At 27.8% G+C, this 18,465-nt stretch carries 17 protein-coding genes; 14 read left to right on the top strand and 3 right to left on the bottom strand.

The features are described 5' to 3' along the window. Positions 1 to 67: 67 nt before the first annotated feature. Positions 68 to 2,689, top strand: a complete 2,622-nt coding sequence (alaS, locus tag H612_RS0105415; protein WP_027130517.1) for an alanine--tRNA ligase — start codon at positions 68 to 70, stop codon at positions 2,687 to 2,689. A gap of 156 nt (positions 2,690 to 2,845) precedes the next feature. On the opposite strand, the gene H612_RS09205 is transcribed toward alaS, so the two are convergent. Beyond that, entirely contained in the window at positions 2,846 to 3,502 is a 657-nt protein-coding gene (locus H612_RS09205) for a DUF3841 domain-containing protein (RefSeq protein ID WP_051210153.1), read from the bottom strand. A 330-nt stretch (positions 3,503 to 3,832) separates the two neighbouring features. Here H612_RS09205 and H612_RS0105405 point away from each other — a divergent pair, with 330 nt between their 5' ends. The 8 genes from H612_RS0105405 (at position 3,833) to H612_RS0105370 (ending at position 10,299) form a co-directional block, all read left to right on the top strand. Then, positions 3,833 to 4,138 carry an Asp23/Gls24 family envelope stress response protein gene (locus tag H612_RS0105405; protein ID WP_027130516.1) on the top strand — a complete coding sequence of 102 codons (306 nt, stop codon included), beginning with the start codon at positions 3,833 to 3,835 and terminating at the stop codon, positions 4,136 to 4,138. A 13-nt stretch (positions 4,139 to 4,151) separates the two neighbouring features. Beyond that, entirely contained in the window at positions 4,152 to 4,547 is a 396-nt protein-coding gene (gene nusB, locus H612_RS0105400; protein ID WP_027130515.1) for a transcription antitermination factor NusB, read from the top strand. 13 nt (positions 4,548 to 4,560) lie between these two features. After that, positions 4,561 to 5,820 carry an exodeoxyribonuclease VII large subunit gene (gene xseA / locus H612_RS0105395; RefSeq protein WP_027130514.1) on the top strand — a complete coding sequence of 420 codons (1,260 nt, stop codon included), beginning with the start codon at positions 4,561 to 4,563 and terminating at the stop codon, positions 5,818 to 5,820. Then, complete coding sequence (gene xseB, locus H612_RS0105390; RefSeq protein WP_027130513.1) at positions 5,820 to 6,020, top strand: exodeoxyribonuclease VII small subunit; 201 nt, start codon at positions 5,820 to 5,822, stop codon at positions 6,018 to 6,020. Before xseA ends, xseB begins: the two co-directional genes overlap by 1 nt. Further along, positions 6,013 to 6,873: a polyprenyl synthetase family protein gene (locus H612_RS0105385; RefSeq protein ID WP_027130512.1), complete on the top strand. Its 861-nt coding sequence runs from the start codon at positions 6,013 to 6,015 to the stop codon at positions 6,871 to 6,873. Before xseB ends, H612_RS0105385 begins: the two co-directional genes overlap by 8 nt. Before the next feature lie 529 nt (positions 6,874 to 7,402). After that, positions 7,403 to 8,536, top strand: coding sequence for a glycerate kinase (locus tag H612_RS0105380; RefSeq protein WP_245570459.1), 1,134 nt, complete (start codon positions 7,403 to 7,405; stop codon positions 8,534 to 8,536). Continuing rightward, on the top strand, positions 8,526 to 9,389 hold the full coding sequence (locus H612_RS0105375; protein ID WP_027130510.1) for a DMT family transporter: 864 nt from the start codon (positions 8,526 to 8,528) through the stop codon (positions 9,387 to 9,389). The genes H612_RS0105380 and H612_RS0105375 overlap by 11 nt, the downstream gene beginning before the upstream one ends. Before the next feature lie 19 nt (positions 9,390 to 9,408). After that, on the top strand, positions 9,409 to 10,299 hold the full coding sequence (locus H612_RS0105370; RefSeq protein ID WP_027130509.1) for a C39 family peptidase: 891 nt from the start codon (positions 9,409 to 9,411) through the stop codon (positions 10,297 to 10,299). A gap of 321 nt (positions 10,300 to 10,620) precedes the next feature. Here the strand turns inward: H612_RS0105370 and H612_RS0105365 are convergent, their stop codons facing one another. After that, positions 10,621 to 12,135, bottom strand: coding sequence for an ABC transporter permease/substrate-binding protein (locus H612_RS0105365; protein WP_281170297.1), 1,515 nt, complete (start codon positions 12,133 to 12,135; stop codon positions 10,621 to 10,623). A 4-nt stretch (positions 12,136 to 12,139) separates the two neighbouring features. Continuing rightward, a complete protein-coding gene (locus tag H612_RS0105360; RefSeq protein ID WP_027130507.1) occupies positions 12,140 to 12,880 on the bottom strand; it encodes an ABC transporter ATP-binding protein in 741 nt (246 codons plus the stop codon). 383 nt (positions 12,881 to 13,263) lie between these two features. Between H612_RS0105360 and sufC the strand changes: the two genes are divergently transcribed. The 5 genes from sufC to sufB are packed head-to-tail and all read left to right on the top strand — an operon-like array spanning position 13,264 to position 18,387. Continuing rightward, the gene (gene sufC, locus H612_RS0105355) at positions 13,264 to 14,004 is read left to right on the top strand and encodes a Fe-S cluster assembly ATPase SufC (protein ID WP_027130506.1); all 741 of its coding nucleotides are present in this window, start codon (positions 13,264 to 13,266) and stop codon (positions 14,002 to 14,004) included. A gap of 1 nt (position 14,005) precedes the next feature. After that, on the top strand, positions 14,006 to 15,301 hold the full coding sequence (gene sufD, locus H612_RS0105350; RefSeq protein WP_027130505.1) for a Fe-S cluster assembly protein SufD: 1,296 nt from the start codon (positions 14,006 to 14,008) through the stop codon (positions 15,299 to 15,301). A 2-nt stretch (positions 15,302 to 15,303) separates the two neighbouring features. Further along, positions 15,304 to 16,533, top strand: a complete 1,230-nt coding sequence (locus H612_RS0105345; protein WP_027130504.1) for an aminotransferase class V-fold PLP-dependent enzyme — start codon at positions 15,304 to 15,306, stop codon at positions 16,531 to 16,533. Beyond that, complete coding sequence (gene sufU / locus H612_RS0105340) at positions 16,523 to 16,954, top strand: Fe-S cluster assembly sulfur transfer protein SufU (protein WP_027130503.1); 432 nt, start codon at positions 16,523 to 16,525, stop codon at positions 16,952 to 16,954. Before H612_RS0105345 ends, sufU begins: the two co-directional genes overlap by 11 nt. 53 nt (positions 16,955 to 17,007) lie before the next feature. Further along, positions 17,008 to 18,387, top strand: a complete 1,380-nt coding sequence (sufB, locus tag H612_RS0105335) for a Fe-S cluster assembly protein SufB (RefSeq protein ID WP_035500399.1) — start codon at positions 17,008 to 17,010, stop codon at positions 18,385 to 18,387. The last annotated feature ends 78 nt before the right edge of the window (positions 18,388 to 18,465 follow it).

Genomic DNA, 18,465 nt, shown 5'->3' with positions numbered 1-18,465 from the left:
ATAGTCGTCCCTTGTGTAAAACTTACACAAGGGACTTTATTTTTTGTCAAATTGAAAGGAGAATATGATGAAACAACTAACATCATCACAAATTAGAAGAATGTTTTTAGATTTTTTTGTAGAAAAAAATCATAAAGTAGAACCGAGTGCATCTTTGGTTCCGGTTGATGATCCGTCTTTATTATGGATAAATTCTGGTGTAGCAACCTTAAAAAAATATTTTGATGGACGTGAAATACCAGAAAATCCAAAAATTACAAATTCACAAAAATCTATAAGAACTAATGATATTGAAAATGTTGGTAAAACGGCACGTCACCATACATTTTTTGAGATGTTAGGAAACTTTTCTATTGGTGACTATTTTAAACCTGAAGCAATTTCTTGGGCATGGGAATTTTTAACATCTGAGAAATGGTTAGCTTTAGAAAAAGAAAAATTATCAGTAACTATTCACCCAGAAGATACAGAGGCATACGATATTTGGCACAATGTAATTGGATTACCCGAAGAGAGAATTATACGTATTGAGGGGAATTTTTGGGATATTGGTGAAGGTCCTTCAGGGCCGAATACAGAGATTTTCTATGATCGTGGGATTGAAGCTGATACTACTTCACCGAAAGAAGAGATGTACCCTGGTGGAGAAAATGATAGATATTTAGAAATATGGAATGTAGTATTTAGTCAGTATAATCACAATGCGGATGGTACTTATACAGAACTACCAGCGAAGAATATAGATACAGGTATGGGATTAGAGAGAATAGTATCGGTCTTACAAGATGTTCCTACTAACTTTGACACAGATTTATTTATGCCAATTATTAATGAAATAGAAAAATTATCTAATAAAAAGTATAGTGAGTTTGAAGAACAAGATGTTGCATTTAAAGTTATTGCAGATCATATTAGAACTGTAGTCTTTGCTATTGCTGATGGTGCATTACCGTCAAATGAAGGTCGTGGCTATATTTTAAGAAGGTTACTTCGTCGTGCTGTAAGATATGCAAAAGTTTTAGGACTTAATAGTTCATTTATGTACAAACTTACTGATGTTGTTGCAGATATTATGGTAGATTATTATCCAAATGTTAAAGAATCAATCAATTTTGTTAAAGATGTAATTTTAAAAGAAGAAGATAGATTTCATGAAACGCTAAATGAAGGAGAAGCAATTTTAAATAGTATTGCTCAAGAAGTAAGAAATACTACAAAGGTTATTTCAGGTGAAGATGCGTTTAAACTTTATGATACATTTGGATTTCCTATTGAATTGACAGAAGAATACGCAGAAGAATATGGTTTGACTGTTGACATTGATGGATTTAATGTGGAAATGGAAAAACAAAAAGAACGTGCTAGATCTTCACGTCAAGATGATTCGTCAATGCAGGTTCAATCAGATCTTTATAGTAGAATCATAGGAGATAGTGAATTTGTAGGATATACTTGCTTAGAAAAAACTGCAAAACTTGTTGCAATAGTAGATAAGGAAGATAATATTTTAGAAAATTACAAAGCTGAAGAAGTAGTGAAGGTGGTATTTGATAAAACTCCTTTTTATGCCGAAAGTGGAGGACAAGTAGCTGATAGAGGAGAAATCTTTTCAGAAGGACTTAAAGCTGAAGTAATTGATGTTAAAAAACTTCCGGATAAACGTCATATTCATTTTGTAAAAATTGTTGAAGGTGAATTGAAGGTAGGTAATGAATATAAACTTGTCGTAGATAGAACATATAGACTAAATATTGAAAAAAATCATACGGCTACTCACTTATTAAATGAAGCTTTAAGACATGAAGTAGGCTCTCATATTAAACAAGCAGGATCATTGGTAACTGACGAAAAACTTAGATTTGACATTACACATTTTGCACCACTTACAAAAGAAGAAATCGAAAAAGTTGAACAAGAGGTAAATAAACAAATTTGGAATGCATTAGAAATAAAAACTGAAGAGATGCCAATAGCTGAAGCAAGAAAATTGGGAGCACAAGCGCTATTTGGAGAGAAATATGGCGATGTAGTACGTGTGGTTTCTATCGGAGATTATTCTATTGAACTTTGTGGAGGTACTCACAATGCTAATAGTGCAGAGGTAGGTATATTCAAAATTGTTTCAGAATCTGGGGTAGCAGCTGGAGTTCGTAGAATAGAAGCATTGACTGGAAAAGCAGCTTATGAGTATCTAAGAACGCAAGAAGAAATTTTGCGCTCTGTAGAAAAAATGACAAAAGCAACGGCAATAAATGTCGTAGAAAAAATTTCTCATCTTCAATCAGAAATCAAAAAATTATCTAAGGAAAAAGAAAGTTTGCAACAAAAAATTGCTAATGCAGAATTAAATAATTTGGTTAATAATGTAAAAGAAATTAATGGTATTAATGTTCTTACAAGTATAGTAGAATCAGAAAATATGAATCATTTAAAACAACTTGTTGATAGTGCTAAAACAAAATTAGAAAATTACATAATTGCATTTGCATCTATTAATGATGAAAAAGTGAATTTTGTGGTAGCAGTAGATAAATTAATAACAGATAAATACAATGCAGGTAAGTTAGTAAACGTATTGGCAACTGTTTGTGATGGTCGTGGAGGTGGACGACCTGATATGGCCCAGGCAGGAGCAAAAAATAAGGATAATATTGATAAAGCATTTGAAGAATTATTATCTAATATTTAAAATTTTAGAGATTTAGCCTTACTTCCTAAAAAGAAAATGAAATGGAAATATAATTAAAAAAATTTCATTTTCTTTTTACTAAAAATTATTAATAAAGAGAATGGAATAAATTCACCTTATTCCATTCTTTATTATTTGTGTATTATATTGAAGTTCTTAATCAAAACGTTTAGAGTAGTATATTTTTCTAAATTTTGGAGGAAATGTGTTTTTCATATCTTTTGTTATTTCGTGAAAATTTTCTCCAGGTTTAATAATATATTTTACCCATTCTTTCTTTATTTGCCATAAATTAGCCTGAACTGTGAATTCATTCCAATCATCAATTTTAAAAATTCTTTTCCAACTTCTTTTTATTTCATTTTCTAATTTAGGGTAAAGTCCACCATTTTTCTCACTAAATAGCGTATAAGAATTTTTTAAATCTATTTCGTTTAATTTTTTTAAAAAATTTATTTTATCGTTATAGTCTTTTGGAATATAGATATTATTTAAAACATAATTCCATTTTAAACTATCAAAATAAATAACTTCATCTATAGGAACTTCTAAACAGTATACTACTTCATTATCTGTAGGTTTTAAACAATTACTTTTACTTACAGAACACCATATAGGATATTTTATATGTTTAGGATGAGGTATTATTTTTTCGGCCATTTTTGTAAATAATGAATATTTTTCCAAAAATGAATCAGAAATATCTTTCATGTGTAATCTTATATAAATTTCATTATTAGTAATAGAGTCAGTTAATTCTAATTCATAAATAGAATTAATAGGTTGTTTAGTATATAAATTAACAGTTTTCATAATTTTAATTCTCCCGTAATAAAGTTATATTTATTTAAATTATATTATTTTAAAGAAAAAAACGCAAATTATGGTTTTGTAATTAATCTTAAGGATAATATTTAAAATTAATAAAATTTAAATGACATTAAAAAGTTAAGTATTTAAATGTGCTAAAAAAAGATAATTATATAGCTATTCTTTTTTCTCTAAAATATGGTATAATAATATAGATTATTATGGATATATTAATTTTTATTACTTGAATTAAAAAAATGAACAAAAATTAATACTAAAATAATTTATTTATAGTTTTTGAAATCTTATAAAATGAATCAGGAGGATCTATTGATGGAAAATAAAAAATTAGGAACTGTAGAAATTAATCCACACGCACTAACAGTAATTGCTAATATTGCAGCTAGTGAGGTAGAAGGAGTATCAAAATTATTAGGAAGAAAGTTGTATTCTAGAGGAGTAGATTTAGAGTTTGCAGGTGAAGAGCTACTTATTGATGTGTATTGTAATCTTAAATCAGGATATTCAGTAGCAAAGGTTGCAAGAAAAATCCAAGAAAATGTAAAAAATTCTATATTTAACATGACGGAAATTAATACTAAAAGTGTTAATGTGAATATTTTAGGAATAGATTTTTAATTAGGAGAAATTAATGAAGAGCAGACACGAACTTAGAGAAGCAGTATTTAAAATTTTGTTTCAAGTAGAAAATACGGAATTGAATTTTAAAGAGTTGTTGGAATTAGAACAAGAAGAGATTTCTACGAATACATACGTTAATAAAACTTTAGAAGAAATTTTGGATAAAATAAATGATATTGATGAAATTATTACTAATAACTTAAAAGATTGGAAGTTGGAACGTTTATCAAAGATGGATAGACAAATCCTTCGCATAGCAACATATGAAATTTTACACAGTGATATTCCATATAAAGTTTCTATAAATGAAGCTGTTGAACTATCAAAAAAATATAGTGAAAAAGATGATAGTTATAAATTTATTAATGGTGTTTTAAAAGGTATAGTAGAGACTTCGACAAAATAAGAGGTAAAATTTAGTGGAAGAAAGAATATATTTGACAGTTACAGCACTAAATAAATATATAGAAAAGAAATTTGTACTTGATCCATATTTGAGTGAGATATATATAAGGGGTGAAATTTCTAACTTTAAATTACATAGCAATAATAATATTTATTTTTCTATAAAAGATGAGAATACAAGAATAAATGCTGTTTGGTTTGGGGCAAAAAATTTAGAATTTAAAGATGGAGATACAGTTCTTATAAAATCAAAAATTAATTTTTACTTTCCTAGAGGTGAACATAACCTTTTAGTAGTAGACATGAAAAAAGATAAAATTGGCGAATTGTATCAGAAATTTTTAGAACTAAAAGAAAAATTGGAAAATGAAGGACTATTTTCTTTAATATACAAGAAAGAAATTCCAAGATTTAGCCAAAACATTGCGGTTGTAACTGCTAAAACAGGTGCAGCAATTCAAGATATAAAAAAAACTATTCAAAGAAGATTTCCTATTGCTAATATAAATATTTATTCTACCTTAGTTCAAGGTGAAAATTCTGTTCAAGATATTGTTGAAAATATAAACTTAGCAGATAGTGAAGATAATGATGTTATAATTTTAGCACGTGGTGGAGGTTCAATAGAAGACCTTTGGAGTTTTAATACAGAAGAGGTAGCAAGAGCAGTATTTAAATGTAATACACCAATTATTACAGGAGTTGGCCATGAAACGGATACTACTTTAGTCGATTTTGTTTCTGACAGAAGAGCCTCTACTCCGACGGCGGCTGCAGAAATTGCAACTCCAAATATAATAGATATAAAAAATAGACTTAATTTTAACTATGATAAGTTAAATAATAATATTAATTTTTTGGTACAAAATTATAAAAATAGGGTTTTAAAAAATTCTAATAATCCATATTTAAAAAATTATGCAACTATTTATATTAACTATAAAAAGAAAATTTCACTTTTAGAAAAAGAATTAACTAGAGGCTTAACTACTATTGTTAAAGATAAAAAAACACATTTTTATTTAAGTAAAAATAAATTTATCAATATAAAGATTTTGGAAAATTATAAAGAAAATTTTTCGAAGAAAATTGAAAAATTAGAAGCTAATTCACCAATAAATATCCTAAAAAAAGGTTACTCGATTTCATTTTTAGAAAATAAAAAAATTACTTCAGTAGAAGAAGTGAAAGCTAATGATAATGTAGCAATTCGTCTAATAGATGGTATATTGGAATGTGAAGTTAATAAAGTTTTTAAAGAAGGAGTTAAATAATGGGAAAAGAAAATTTTGAAACTAATCTAGTTAATTTAGAAAAAATAGTAGCAGATCTTGAGGCAGGAAATTTATCATTGGAAGATTCTTTGGAAAAATATAAACAGGGAATAGAAATTATAAAAAAGTGTAATAATATAATTGAAAATGCAGAAAAAGAAGTTGCAAAATTAGCAGAGGACTTTAATGAAGATGAATAGTTTCGAATTATTTGTAAATGAAAATAAGAACAAATTGAATATTTTTGCTAAGAATTACATAGAAAAATTAGAAATTCCTACACTACTAAAAAATTCTATTATTTATTCCTTAGTTAATGATGGGAAAAAAATTCGTCCATTATCATTTTTATATTTGTTAAAATTTTATAATATTGATTTTAATAAATTTTTTGATATAGCATTAGCCATAGAACTTGTTCACACATATTCGTTAGTACATGATGATCTTCCTGAAATGGATAATGATGATTATCGTTGGGGTAAACTTACTAATCATAATGTATATGGACAAGATGTTGCGGTTTTAACTGGTGATGCAATGTTGACATTAACTTTTGAAGTTTTGAGTGATGCTAATGTTAATAATGATCTAAAAATAAAATTAATAAAACAGTTAGCTAATTATTCAGGAGCGATGGGGATGATTGCTGGACAAATTTATGATGTTAAACAAAAAGATTTCAAAGTTAATGCAGAGTACTTAAAAAGAATGCATAGTTTAAAAACAGGACGTCTTATAGAGCTACCACTTAGTTTTGCATGTTTAATTGCAGGAAAAAATTCAGAGTACGATCTGATCAAAAATTTTGGAAAAGAATTAGGAGTAGCCTACCAAATTAAAGATGATATATTAGATTATTATGGTAAATTTGAAAAGATAGGAAAACTGCCTAGTGACGAAGGTATGATTACTTATCTTAGTTTTTATGGTGTAGAAGAATGTGAAAAATTACTAAAAAATCATACGAAAGTAGCGATAGATATTGCAAAAAAATTAGAAAATGATTTATTAAAAGATTATGCAAACTATTTGCTGCAAAGAGATAAGTAGATAAGTTTTTATAGAAATAAGCCACAAAAGTTTAGGGGTAAACTTTTGTGGCTTTTATACAGTAATTATATTAACATAGGATTGGGCTTCCGGGAAATATCGATTAGTTAATATATTATTTAAACTACATGTTTACTGGCACAAACATGAGGATTACTGATAATTTGTAAAACTAAAAGTAGTTTGTTAATGTAGTTCAGATGATTACAACTGTATTGAGAGATTGCAACTTTCTAAGTAAAGAAAGGGTATTTCCCGATAATGAATCTTCGTTCAAAAAATGCCCAAGATAAGTAGAAATTTATTTTACTTTACATAATTATTATACTAAAAAAAGAAAGAAATTTAAAGTATTTGTGTAAATTTTAGCAAATAAAAATGTTTTCATAAAATAATTAAGATTTACAATCTTTAAAATTTTAATAAATGATGATAAAATATAAATTGTAATATGATTATTTCTATTTGAAATTTAGATAATAGTCATCAGAAGATTATAATTAAAAAGGGGGGATAAACAGTGAAAATAATGGTAGCTATGAATGAGTTTAAAGGCTGTTTAGATTCCAAAGAACTTTCTAAAATTATTTCTAATAAGATTAAAGATATTAATACTGATATACTGGTGCATAGAGAAATTATTGCAGATGGTGGAGATGGTTTTTTAGATATTTTCAAAAATTTTTCTAAAAAAACTTTTGAAACTATAAATGCTAATAATGAAAAAATAAATGCAAAATATTTAGTAAATTTTGAAAAAAAAGAAGCAGTAATAGAAATAGCAGAGATCGTAGGAATAAAAAATTTGAAGAAACACCAAAGGAATCCATATAAAGCGAGTACTGAAGGTTTAGGGATTTTGATTAATTCACTATTAAATAAAGGTATAGTTCATTTTATTATAGGTTTAGGGGGAAGTGCAACTAATGATTGCGGAATAGGAATGCTTAGTGCATTAGGATTTAAATTTTATGATAAAGATAATAAACTTTGTTCGACTGGTATTAGTGATTTAAAAAGGATAGTAAAAATTGATGATACTTTGAAAAATTTAAGATCAAAAGAAGCAAAATTTACACTTATTTGTGATGTTAGCAATCCACTGTACGGAGAAAATGGAACTACATATATTTTTTCTGAACAAAAAGGATTGTTAAAAAAAGATTTTCGTAAAGTTGATAGTTATGTGGAAAAATTTTCAAATTTGGTTTTTGAAAAATACCAAAAAGATTATTCGAAAAATAAGGGAAGTGGTGCTGCTGGAGGATTAGGTTTTGCTTTTTTAAGTTTTTTTAATGCCAAATTAGTAGGTGGTTCTGATTTCATGATTAATTATCTTGATTTAAGTAACAAAATAAAAAATACAGACATATTGATAACAGGAGAAGGAAAGTTAGACAAACAGAGTTTTATGGGGAAAGCACCGATAGAGATTGCAAAAATTGCTAAAAAATACAATAAAAAAGTAGTTTTTTTGGCGGGAAGTATTGATGATGCTGAGATAGAAAAGTTGAGATATAAAAGAGTAATAGATGCTTCATTTTCAATTCAGCGTGGAGTCATTACTATAGATAGAGCATTAAAAAAAGAAGTTGCTACTAGAAATTTAGAAAAAACTGTTGAACAAATTATTTCGTTATTGGAGTTCAATTATGGAAAGTAAAAATAATATTTTGATGGGAATATTTTGTATTGTTATGGCGGGATTAGGGTTCGCACTTATGGGACTTTTCGTACGATTATCTGGTGATTTACCATCAATGCAAAAAGGAGTTTTTAGAAATTTAATTGCAGCACTTATAGCGGTAGTTCCTTTGTGGAAGCATCGTTTTAATATAAAAATGCCTAAAGATACTCCAGAATGGATTGCTTTAGTAACACGTTCCATTTTTGGGACAATAGGACTTGTTTTTAATTTCTATGCATTAAGTCATATTAATTTGGCAGATGCTTCATTAATTCAAAAATTATCACCATTTATAATTTTAGTACTATCATATTTTGTGTTCAAAGAAAAAATGACAAGTTTTCAGATTCTTGCATTGGTCATTGCATTTGTGGGTGTGTTGTTTATAATTAAACCTAGTACTACGGGATTAATAAGCAAAGGTGCAATGGCAGCATTAATGGCGGCATTAAGTACGGGGATAGCCTACACTTGTGTGCGTTATTTAGGAAAAAAAGAAATTTCAGGTGAATTTATTATATTTTTCTTTTCAGTATCTTCAACATTAATGTTATTTCCATATTTGATTTTTGATTATCACGTGATGAATTTATATCAAGTAATTATGTTACTTCTTGCTGGAGTAAGCGCATCATTAGGACAATTTGGAGTAACGTTTGCATATAGATATGCCGCAGCGAAAAATATTGCAGCATTTGATTATTCTCAGGTTATATTTTCTGGAATATTAGGTTTTTTATTTTTGGGAGAGATTCCTGATATTTATAGTTTAATAGGATATATAATTGTAATTTCAGTAGGTGTTGTTTTAGTATTTAAGTCAAAATAAAATTTTAAAGAGGGTATAAATGAAAAGAAAGTATATAGAAATTTTTATAATAATATGTTTGGTATTTGGTACATCTATTTTGTATCTGATAAAAAGTGATTCAATAAAATTATTTAGTAATAATAGAAATAATGAAGAGATATCATTACAAAAAAAAGAGAATACTATTAAGGTTAGGGATGATATTCGTGGCGTTAAACAACCTTCTCCATTTATTACTGATGATAAAGGTGTTGATAGAAATTTATTTGAATATGGTAGTAACAATTTGGTGGGGCAATTAATTTATTTACAAAAGGATAATTTACCAAAATCACAACAAGTGCTTTTAGCAAATAACAAAGATGCAACCCAATATATTTTAGGATATTTATTCAGAGAAGAAACTTCTTTTGAATATGGAGAAACTGCAGAATTAAAACGAAAATATCCATACTATCTTCAATGGGATAAAAGATGGGCATATGATAGGTTAGGAGAAAATAGTAGTATAGCTATTGGTGGTTGTGGACCAACAAGTATAGCAATGGCTTTAGGTGGAATATTAAATGATGAAACTATAACTCCACGCAAAATTGCAGAAATAGAAAATGCTAATGGATATTTTACTCCTGCTGGAACAAGTTGGAATTTTTTTGAATTTATTGCTAAAGAATATGGGGTGAAAGCTCAAGGAGTTAAGTTGAATAAAAATGCTATAGATAAGGTCTTGGAAAAAGGGAATCCAATAATAACATCCGTTCATCCAGGGAAATTTACAACGGTAGGACATATAATTTTAATATCAGAAAAAGATTCTGAAGGAAATTATATAATAAATGATCCAAATAGTTATACAAGAACTTTAAAAAAATGGACATATGATGAGTTGAAAACCGAAATAGTCGCAATGTGGGAATTTTTGAAATAAATTAAAAAAGTGAATGGTTCAAAAATTTGGAATTTTATGTTCAAAACAAAAGTAATGGACTGGATATATTTTAAACGATTCGGAGTTTTAAATAGTTTTGTATTTCGCTTTGTTCGTTAAAATGATAATTTCTTAAAAAAAACTTTATACTACTTGAAGTCTAACAATATAATAAACTTATGTGAGAAGAGACTATATAAAATCTTAATTTTATATAGTCTCTTCTTTATTTATAGTTTACTAATAAAGTGTATTTATTTTATATTAAATCTCTCTTGTTAGTATATGCACATTAAATAATTTATTATTAAAATTTTAAAATTACAATAAATTGTGTTTAACTAAGTATTCATGTGCAACATCACTAGCTGCACGACCTTTTACTTTTACTTCATAGTTCATACTGCTCATTTCTTCTTCAGTTATTTTCTCAGCTAATTTATTCAAAATATTCTTTAATTCAGGATATTTATCAAGTGTCTCTACTCGGAGAAGTGGTGCTCCTTGATAAGGTGGGAATAAATGTTTAGTGTCTTTTAATACAATTAAATTATATTGTTTTAGTTCACTATCTGTTGAGTATGCATCAGTTATTTGGATATCATTTGAGTTTATTGCTTGGTATCTTAAAGAAGGCTCCATAGTTTTTACGGTTAAATTTAAATTATATTTTGTTTTAAGACCCAAATTTCCATCTTGTCTGTCATTAAATTCCAAAGTAAAACCTGCAGTTGAATTACTTTGCACTTTAAGCAGATCATCAATAGTTTCAAGATTATTTTTATCGGCAAATTCTTTTTTTACTGCAATAGCATATGTATTTTGATATTTCATTGGAGAAAGGTATGCTAAATTGTCCTGTGTTAATAATTTATCACGAGATATTTTGTAAACTTCTTTGTCAGATTTTCCATCTAAATTTTCTTTATCTTTTAGTAGAGAAGTTGCTACTGTACCAGTAAATTCAGGATAAATATCCACTTCTTTATTTTTTAGTGCTTGATACAGAAAACTAGTCTTTCCAAAATTGGGCTTTAATTCCACTTTTATATCACTATTTTTTTCAATAAGTTCTTTATACATGTTTATAATAATTTCTGGCTCAGGACCAATTTTACCAGCAATTATTAATTTTTTATTTGTATTCATCATATTAGGTATAAGAGAGGAAATTAAAATAACAATCAATGCAACAAGGGTAATAAACATTGTTTTTATATTAGCTTTCTCTAAAATTTTAATAGAAAGATTAAAAATAATTGCAAGCACTGCAGAAGAAACAGCTCCGATTAATATCAATGCACTATTATTTCTATCAATCCCTAATAAAATAAATGAACCAAGACCTCCAGCACCAATTAGTGCACCAAGAGTTGCAGTACCTATAATCATAACAGCAGCTGTTCGTATTCCTGAAATGATAACTGGCATAGCAAGTGCGAGTTCAAATTTTTTTAATTTTTCAAAACGAGTCATTCCGAATGCTTCTGCCGCCTCTTCTAGAGAAGGATCAATTTTGTTAAGACCTGTAACTGTACTTTGTACAATAGGAAACAAGGCATAGATAATGAGTGCAGTAATAACAGGAACAACACCAATTCCAAGAAAAGGAATAAATAATCCTAATAAAGCTAGAGAAGGTATAGTTTGGAATATTCCAGTTATTTGGAGAATCCATTCTGAAAGTTTTTTATGTTTATTGATTATTATTCCGAGAGGAACAGCAATAATAATTGAAATGAGTAATGAAAGCAAAGAAATTTTCAAATGTTCAATAAGAGCTATTAATAAATCATTTTTTTTATCAATTAGCTTTTTATCAATTAGCACAGAAATAAAATTATTCATCTACAACCTCCTTATTATGGGAAGAAAAGAATTTTTTTACGAATTCATTAGAAGGATAATTTTTAATATTATATGGAGTATCTAATTGGATAATACTTCCCTTATCCATAATACAAATTTTATCACCTAAATAGATAGCCTCGTTGACATCATGAGTAACGAATATTACGGTGATACCTAATTCATTGTGAAGTTCTTTAATTAAATTTTGAAGTTGTTTTTTTGAAATAGGGTCCAAAGCACTGAAAGGTTCATCCATTAATAAATATTTAGGTTCACCTATTATTGCACGTAAGATACCTATCCGTTGTTGCTCACCACCAGATAATTCATGAGGATATCTATTTAAATATTTTTCAGGATTTAAACCTACTTTATTTAATAAACTTTTTATTTCTGGTAGTATATCTTTCTTATTCCATTTTTTCATTTCTGGAATCAGCTCTATATTTTCTTTTACTGTTAAATTTGGGAAAAGAGCTATTTGTTGAAGGACATATCCCATATTTAATCTCAATTCACGTAGTGAATATTCCTTAATATTTTTGTTGTCAATAATAATATTTCCACTAGTAGGTTCAATAAGTCTATTTAACATTTTAAGCGTAGTAGTTTTTCCGCTTCCACTAGAACCGACTAGAACAAAAAAATCACCACAATGAATAATAAAATTTTGATCAGAGATAACCGTTTTATCAGAATATACTTTTTTTATGTTTTTAAATTCAATCATAAGAGACCTTTCATACTTTCGTTAATGTTTTAGAAATCATTAATTAACAATTTCTTAGTTATAGTGTAATTTAAATATTGCTAATGTGCAAGAAATAAGCTTGTTCCTCTAAGTGTATGTTATTAAATTAATTAATTATTTTTTGTTTATATTGTAAATTAATATTGAAAAACAATTTTTATAAAAGATATAAAAATGATAAAAGTTTTTCAATATTTATAATAATTTAAAATAAAAAATAAAACTTTTATAACTAAATCAATAATTTGATAAATAAAATAAAACATATTATAATAAAAATAAGTTTAATAGATAGTAGCTCTCAATAACAAAATTTAATTGTATGTTGTTACTTGCTATAAATAGAAAATGGAGGATTTACAATGTCAGTTCTTGATATAAAAGATTTAGAAGTATCTATAAATAATAAAAAAATATTAAAAGGACTAAATTTAGAAATAAAATCAGGAGAAATTCATGCTGTTATGGGACCAAATGGTGCCGGAAAATCTACATTGGCTTCTGCTATAATGGGACATCCTAAATATGAAGTTGATGGTGGAAGTATATTGCTTGATAATGATGAAGTTTTAGATATGGAAGTTGATGAGAGAGCTCGTGCTGGATTATTTTTAGCAATGCAATATCCGTCTGAGGTACCAGGAGTTCCTACTTCAGAGTTTATAAAATCTGCGATTAATGCTGTAAATGAAGATAATATTCCGCTTATGAAATATATAAAAAAGTTAGATAAAACTATGGAATTTCTGGAAATGGATTTGAAAATGTCACAACGTTATGTCAATGATGGTTTTTCTGGCGGAGAAAAGAAACGTAATGAAATTTTACAAATGATGATGTTAGAACCAAAATTTGCAATTTTGGATGAGATTGATTCTGGTTTAGATATTGATGCTTTAAAAATTGTATCTAAAGGTGTTAATAAAATGCGTGGGGAAAATTTTGGTTGTCTCATTATAACGCATTATCAACGTCTCTTAGACTATATTGTTCCTGACTATGTCCATGTGCTTATGGATGGGAAAATTGTGAAAACTGGTGGTCCAGAACTTGCATTACGTTTAGAAAAAGAAGGATATGATTGGTTAAAAGAAGAGGTTTAATATGGAAAATAATAAATTAAAACTTAGTATTAAAGCTTTGCAAAATGTTTTTTCTGATACAAACGAACCAACTTGGTATTTAAATATTAGAAAACTTGCACTTTATAAGAGTTATACTTTACCATTTCCAAGTTTAGAGTCTATGAATCTAGAATCTTGGAATTTATTTAATATTAACTTTTCATCACTTAGGTTAAACGAAGAAAAAATAAATATTAACGGAATTTTAACTAAATATGATGTAAAAGATAATGACATTGTAGTAGTTCAAAAAAATAATACATTGGTATATAGTAATATTCCTGAAAAATATCAGGATAAAATTATTGTAAAAGATATTTTTTCTGCTATGAATGATTCTAATATTAAAAATAGTTTTATGAGTGCGGTGGATTATGCTGAGAGTAAAGTAACTGCAGTTCATTATACACTGTTGAATGCGGGAATATATGTAGAAGTTAAAGATAATGTCTGTGTTGAAGAACCTATTCAATACATCGTAATTTCAGATAAGGTGCAAAGTTTGTTTAATCATGTTACAATTAAAGCAGGAGAAAATGCCTCTGTTAATTTTATAGAAAACTATATCAATAACATTCAAGAAGATGATTCACCATTTAATGTTGTTACCGAAGTAATAGCTAAAGAGGGAGCAAAAATTAATTATAGTTCAATAACTAATGAACCAAAGAAAAAACGTGGAACTATTCTGCGTCGTGGACTTACTAATAAAAACTCACTTATAAATTGGAACATAGCAGCTATGGATGAAGCAGATGTCTATCATGATAATACTACAAATATTTTAGGTGATGGTTCAGAAGCTAATTTAAAAATAGTGACACTTGGTGTAAAAGAACAAAAAACGTATTTTAATAGCGAAGTAGTTAACCAAGGTCTAAGTACAAAAGGAGATATCCTTCAACATGGAGTACTTCTAGATAGATCACATATCGTATTTAATGGAGTAGGATTTATAGTCAAGGGTGCTACTGGCTCAAATGCATATCAAAGTTCTAGAATGTTGACTCTGTCATCAGACGCTCAAGCAGATGCTAATCCAATGTTATTAATTGATGAAAATGATGTTATGGCTGGTCATGGAGCTTCGTTAGGTCGTATTGATGAAGAACAATTATATTATTTACAAAGTAGAGGCTTATCTAGAAAAGAATCTAGTCGATTATTGGTACATGGCTTTTTATCACCAGTAATATCAGAACTTACTGTAGATAAAATTAAAGAATTAGTAACAATCTTGATAGATGAAAAAATAAATAATAACGAGAGTGAATAATAATGAAAGATTTAAGTAGCTACAGAAAAGACTTTCCTATATTGAAAAGAAAAATTAAAGAAAATAATCTTATATTTTTTGACAATGGAGCAACTACGCAAAAACCGATCCAGGTAATAAATACTATTTCAGATTATTATAAAAATTACAACTCCAATATACATCGTTCAGTCTATACATTAGGAGATGAATCTGAAAAGATTTATGAAGAATCAAAATATTTAGTAAAAGATTTTATAAATGCTAGCAGTTACGAAGAAATTATTTATACTAGTGGAACAACTGAGAGTTTAAATTTTATTGCAAGAATTGTTGAACAGAATTTATCAGAAGGTGATGAAATTATCATTTCTTATATGGAACATCATGCTAATATAATTCCGTGGCAACAATTAGCAAAGAGAAAAAATTTAGTACTTAAGTATTTAGATATTGATAAAAAAGGAAGACTAAATATAGAACAACTAAAAAATTTTATTACAAAAAATACTAAAGTTGTGTCTTTATGCCATGCATCAAATGTGCTTGGTAATATAAATCCTGTTTATGAAATAGGAGAGTTATTGAAAAATAAAGATATCTATTTTGTGGTAGATGCTGCTCAGTCAGTTCCGCATTTGAAAATTGATGTACAAAGAATGAATTGTGATTTTTTAGCTTTTAGTGCTCATAAAATGTGTGGACCATCAGGAATAGGAGTTTTATATGGTAAAAAGTATCTTTTAGAAAAATTTGAACCTGTAGAATTTGGTGGCGGAATGATAGGAATAGTAGATGAGTTTTCTGCATCATGGGCAACTTTGCCAGATAAGTTTGAAGCAGGAACACCGCTTTTAGCACAAGCAGCTGGATTAGCTACGACAATTAAATATTTGGAAGAAATTGGTTTGGAGAACATTGAGAAATATACTAAAGATTTAACTAAGTATCTTTATGATGAATTATCAAAAATTGAAAATATTGAAATTTATGGTACAGATAATATAGAAGATAGAGTTTCTCTGATTTCATTTAATTTAAAAGGTGTTCATCCACATGATTTAACTAGTTTTTTAGATGAAAAAGGGATTTGTATTCGTGCTGGTCATCAATGTACACAACCATTATTGAATCAACTAGGAACATATTCAGTTGCAAGAGTGAGTTTATATTTATACAATACAAAAGATGAAATATCTTTTTTTATTCAAACCTTAAAAGAAACAAAGGAATTTTTTGAAAATGAGTTTTAACAATTTGAAAGATTTATATAAACAGGTAATTTTGGATCATAGTAAGCATCCAAGGAATAATGGTGTATTAGAAGATAGCTATAAGTTAGAGATGTTAAATCCTTCATGTGGCGATAAAATTACTGTAAGTATGAATATAGAAGATAATATTATAAAAGATATTAAATTTATAGGAACTGGTTGTTCTATATCGTTAGCATCAGCCTCTATGCTTACTGAAGAATTGAAAGGATTAACAGTAGAAAAAGCAAATGAAAAAATCAAAGATTTCTTAAATATGATAATGGGAGCGGAGTTTAACGAAGATAATTTGGAAGATAGTGTAGCTCTTGAAAATATATCGCAACTTCCTGCAAGAGTAAAATGTGCTACACTTGCATGGAAAATTACTGAGAAAATATTAGAAGATAATAAAAAATAATCGCACTATAATAATTGAGAAAAGGAGTGATATTTTTGAACAAAAATGAAGAAATGTTTACCGAATATCAGTATGGATTTTCAGATAAAGATGTCTCGATATTTAAAACTGAAAAAGGATTAACAAAAGAAATAGTAGAAACAATTTCAAGAAGAAAAGAAGAACCGCAGTGGATGCTTGACTTTCGCCTTAATGCTTTAAAGGAATTTTATAGAATGCCCATGCCTACTTGGGGTGGTGATTTGTCAGAAATTGATTTTGAAGATTTGACGTATTATGTTAAACCCTCTGAAAAAACTGAGCGTTCATGGGATGAAGTTCCAGAAGAAATAAAAAATACTTTTGAGAAACTAGGTATTCCTGAAGCTGAGCAAAAATATTTGGCAGGGGTATCTGCACAGTATGAATCAGAAGTTGTTTATCATAATATGCATAAACAATTTGAAGAAAAAGGTATTATTTTTGAAGACACAGATACTGCTTTGAAAAATCATGAAGAAATTTTTAAACAATATTTTTCTAAGGCTGTAGATTATAATGATAACAAATTTGCTGCATTGAATTCAGCAGTATGGTCAGGAGGTTCTTTTATTTATTGTCCTAAGAATGTATCAATAGAAGCACCTCTTCAAGCATATTTTAGAATAAATAGTGAAAAAATGGGTCAATTTGAAAGAACGCTTATTGTAATAGAAGAAAATTCTTCTATTCACTATGTTGAAGGATGTACAGCACCTACATATTCAGCAAGTTCGCTACATGCAGCAGTTGTGGAAATTTTTATTAAAGAAAATGCACGTTTTAGATATACAACTATTCAAAACTGGTCGACTAATGTTTATAATTTAGTAACAAAAAGAGCAATAGTTGAAAAAAATGGGACTATGGAGTGGATAGATGGAAATTTAGGTTCAAAACTTACTATGAAATATCCAGCGTGTGTATTAGTAGGAGAAGGGGCTAGTGGAAGTACATTATCTATTGCTATGGCAAGTGAAGGACAGGTACTTGATGCGGGATCTAAAATGATTCATCTTGCACCTAGAACATCATCAACTGTTGTATCTAAATCAATGTCAAGACGTGGTGGAAAAGTAAATTATCGTGGTTGGATTAACTTTGGGAAAAATTCTGAGGGCTCACGTTCAAATATAGAGTGTGATACACTAATTTTAGATGAATACTCAACTTCAGATACAATTCCATACAATATTATAAAAAATTCCAATGTATCTTTAGAACATGAGGCAAAAGTTTCTAAGGTATCAGAAGAACAATTATTTTATTTAATGAGTCGTGGTCTTGATGAAGCACAAGCAACAGAAATGATTGTTATGGGATTCATTGAGCCATTTACTAAAGAATTGCCAATGGAGTATGCAGTTGAGTTAAACAGATTGATTTCTTTTGAAATGGAAGGTTCAATAGGCTAATAAAACAAGTATAAATTTATTTAATATGGAAAATTTAAAATAAAGAATTAGTAAATTTTATTTTACAAAAATAAATAA

The sequence above is a fragment of the Gemella cuniculi DSM 15828 genome, assembly GCF_000425665.1.
Classification (GTDB): Bacteria; Bacillota; Bacilli; order Staphylococcales; family Gemellaceae; genus Gemella; species Gemella cuniculi.
This window is presented reverse-complemented; position numbering and strand designations above follow the sequence as displayed.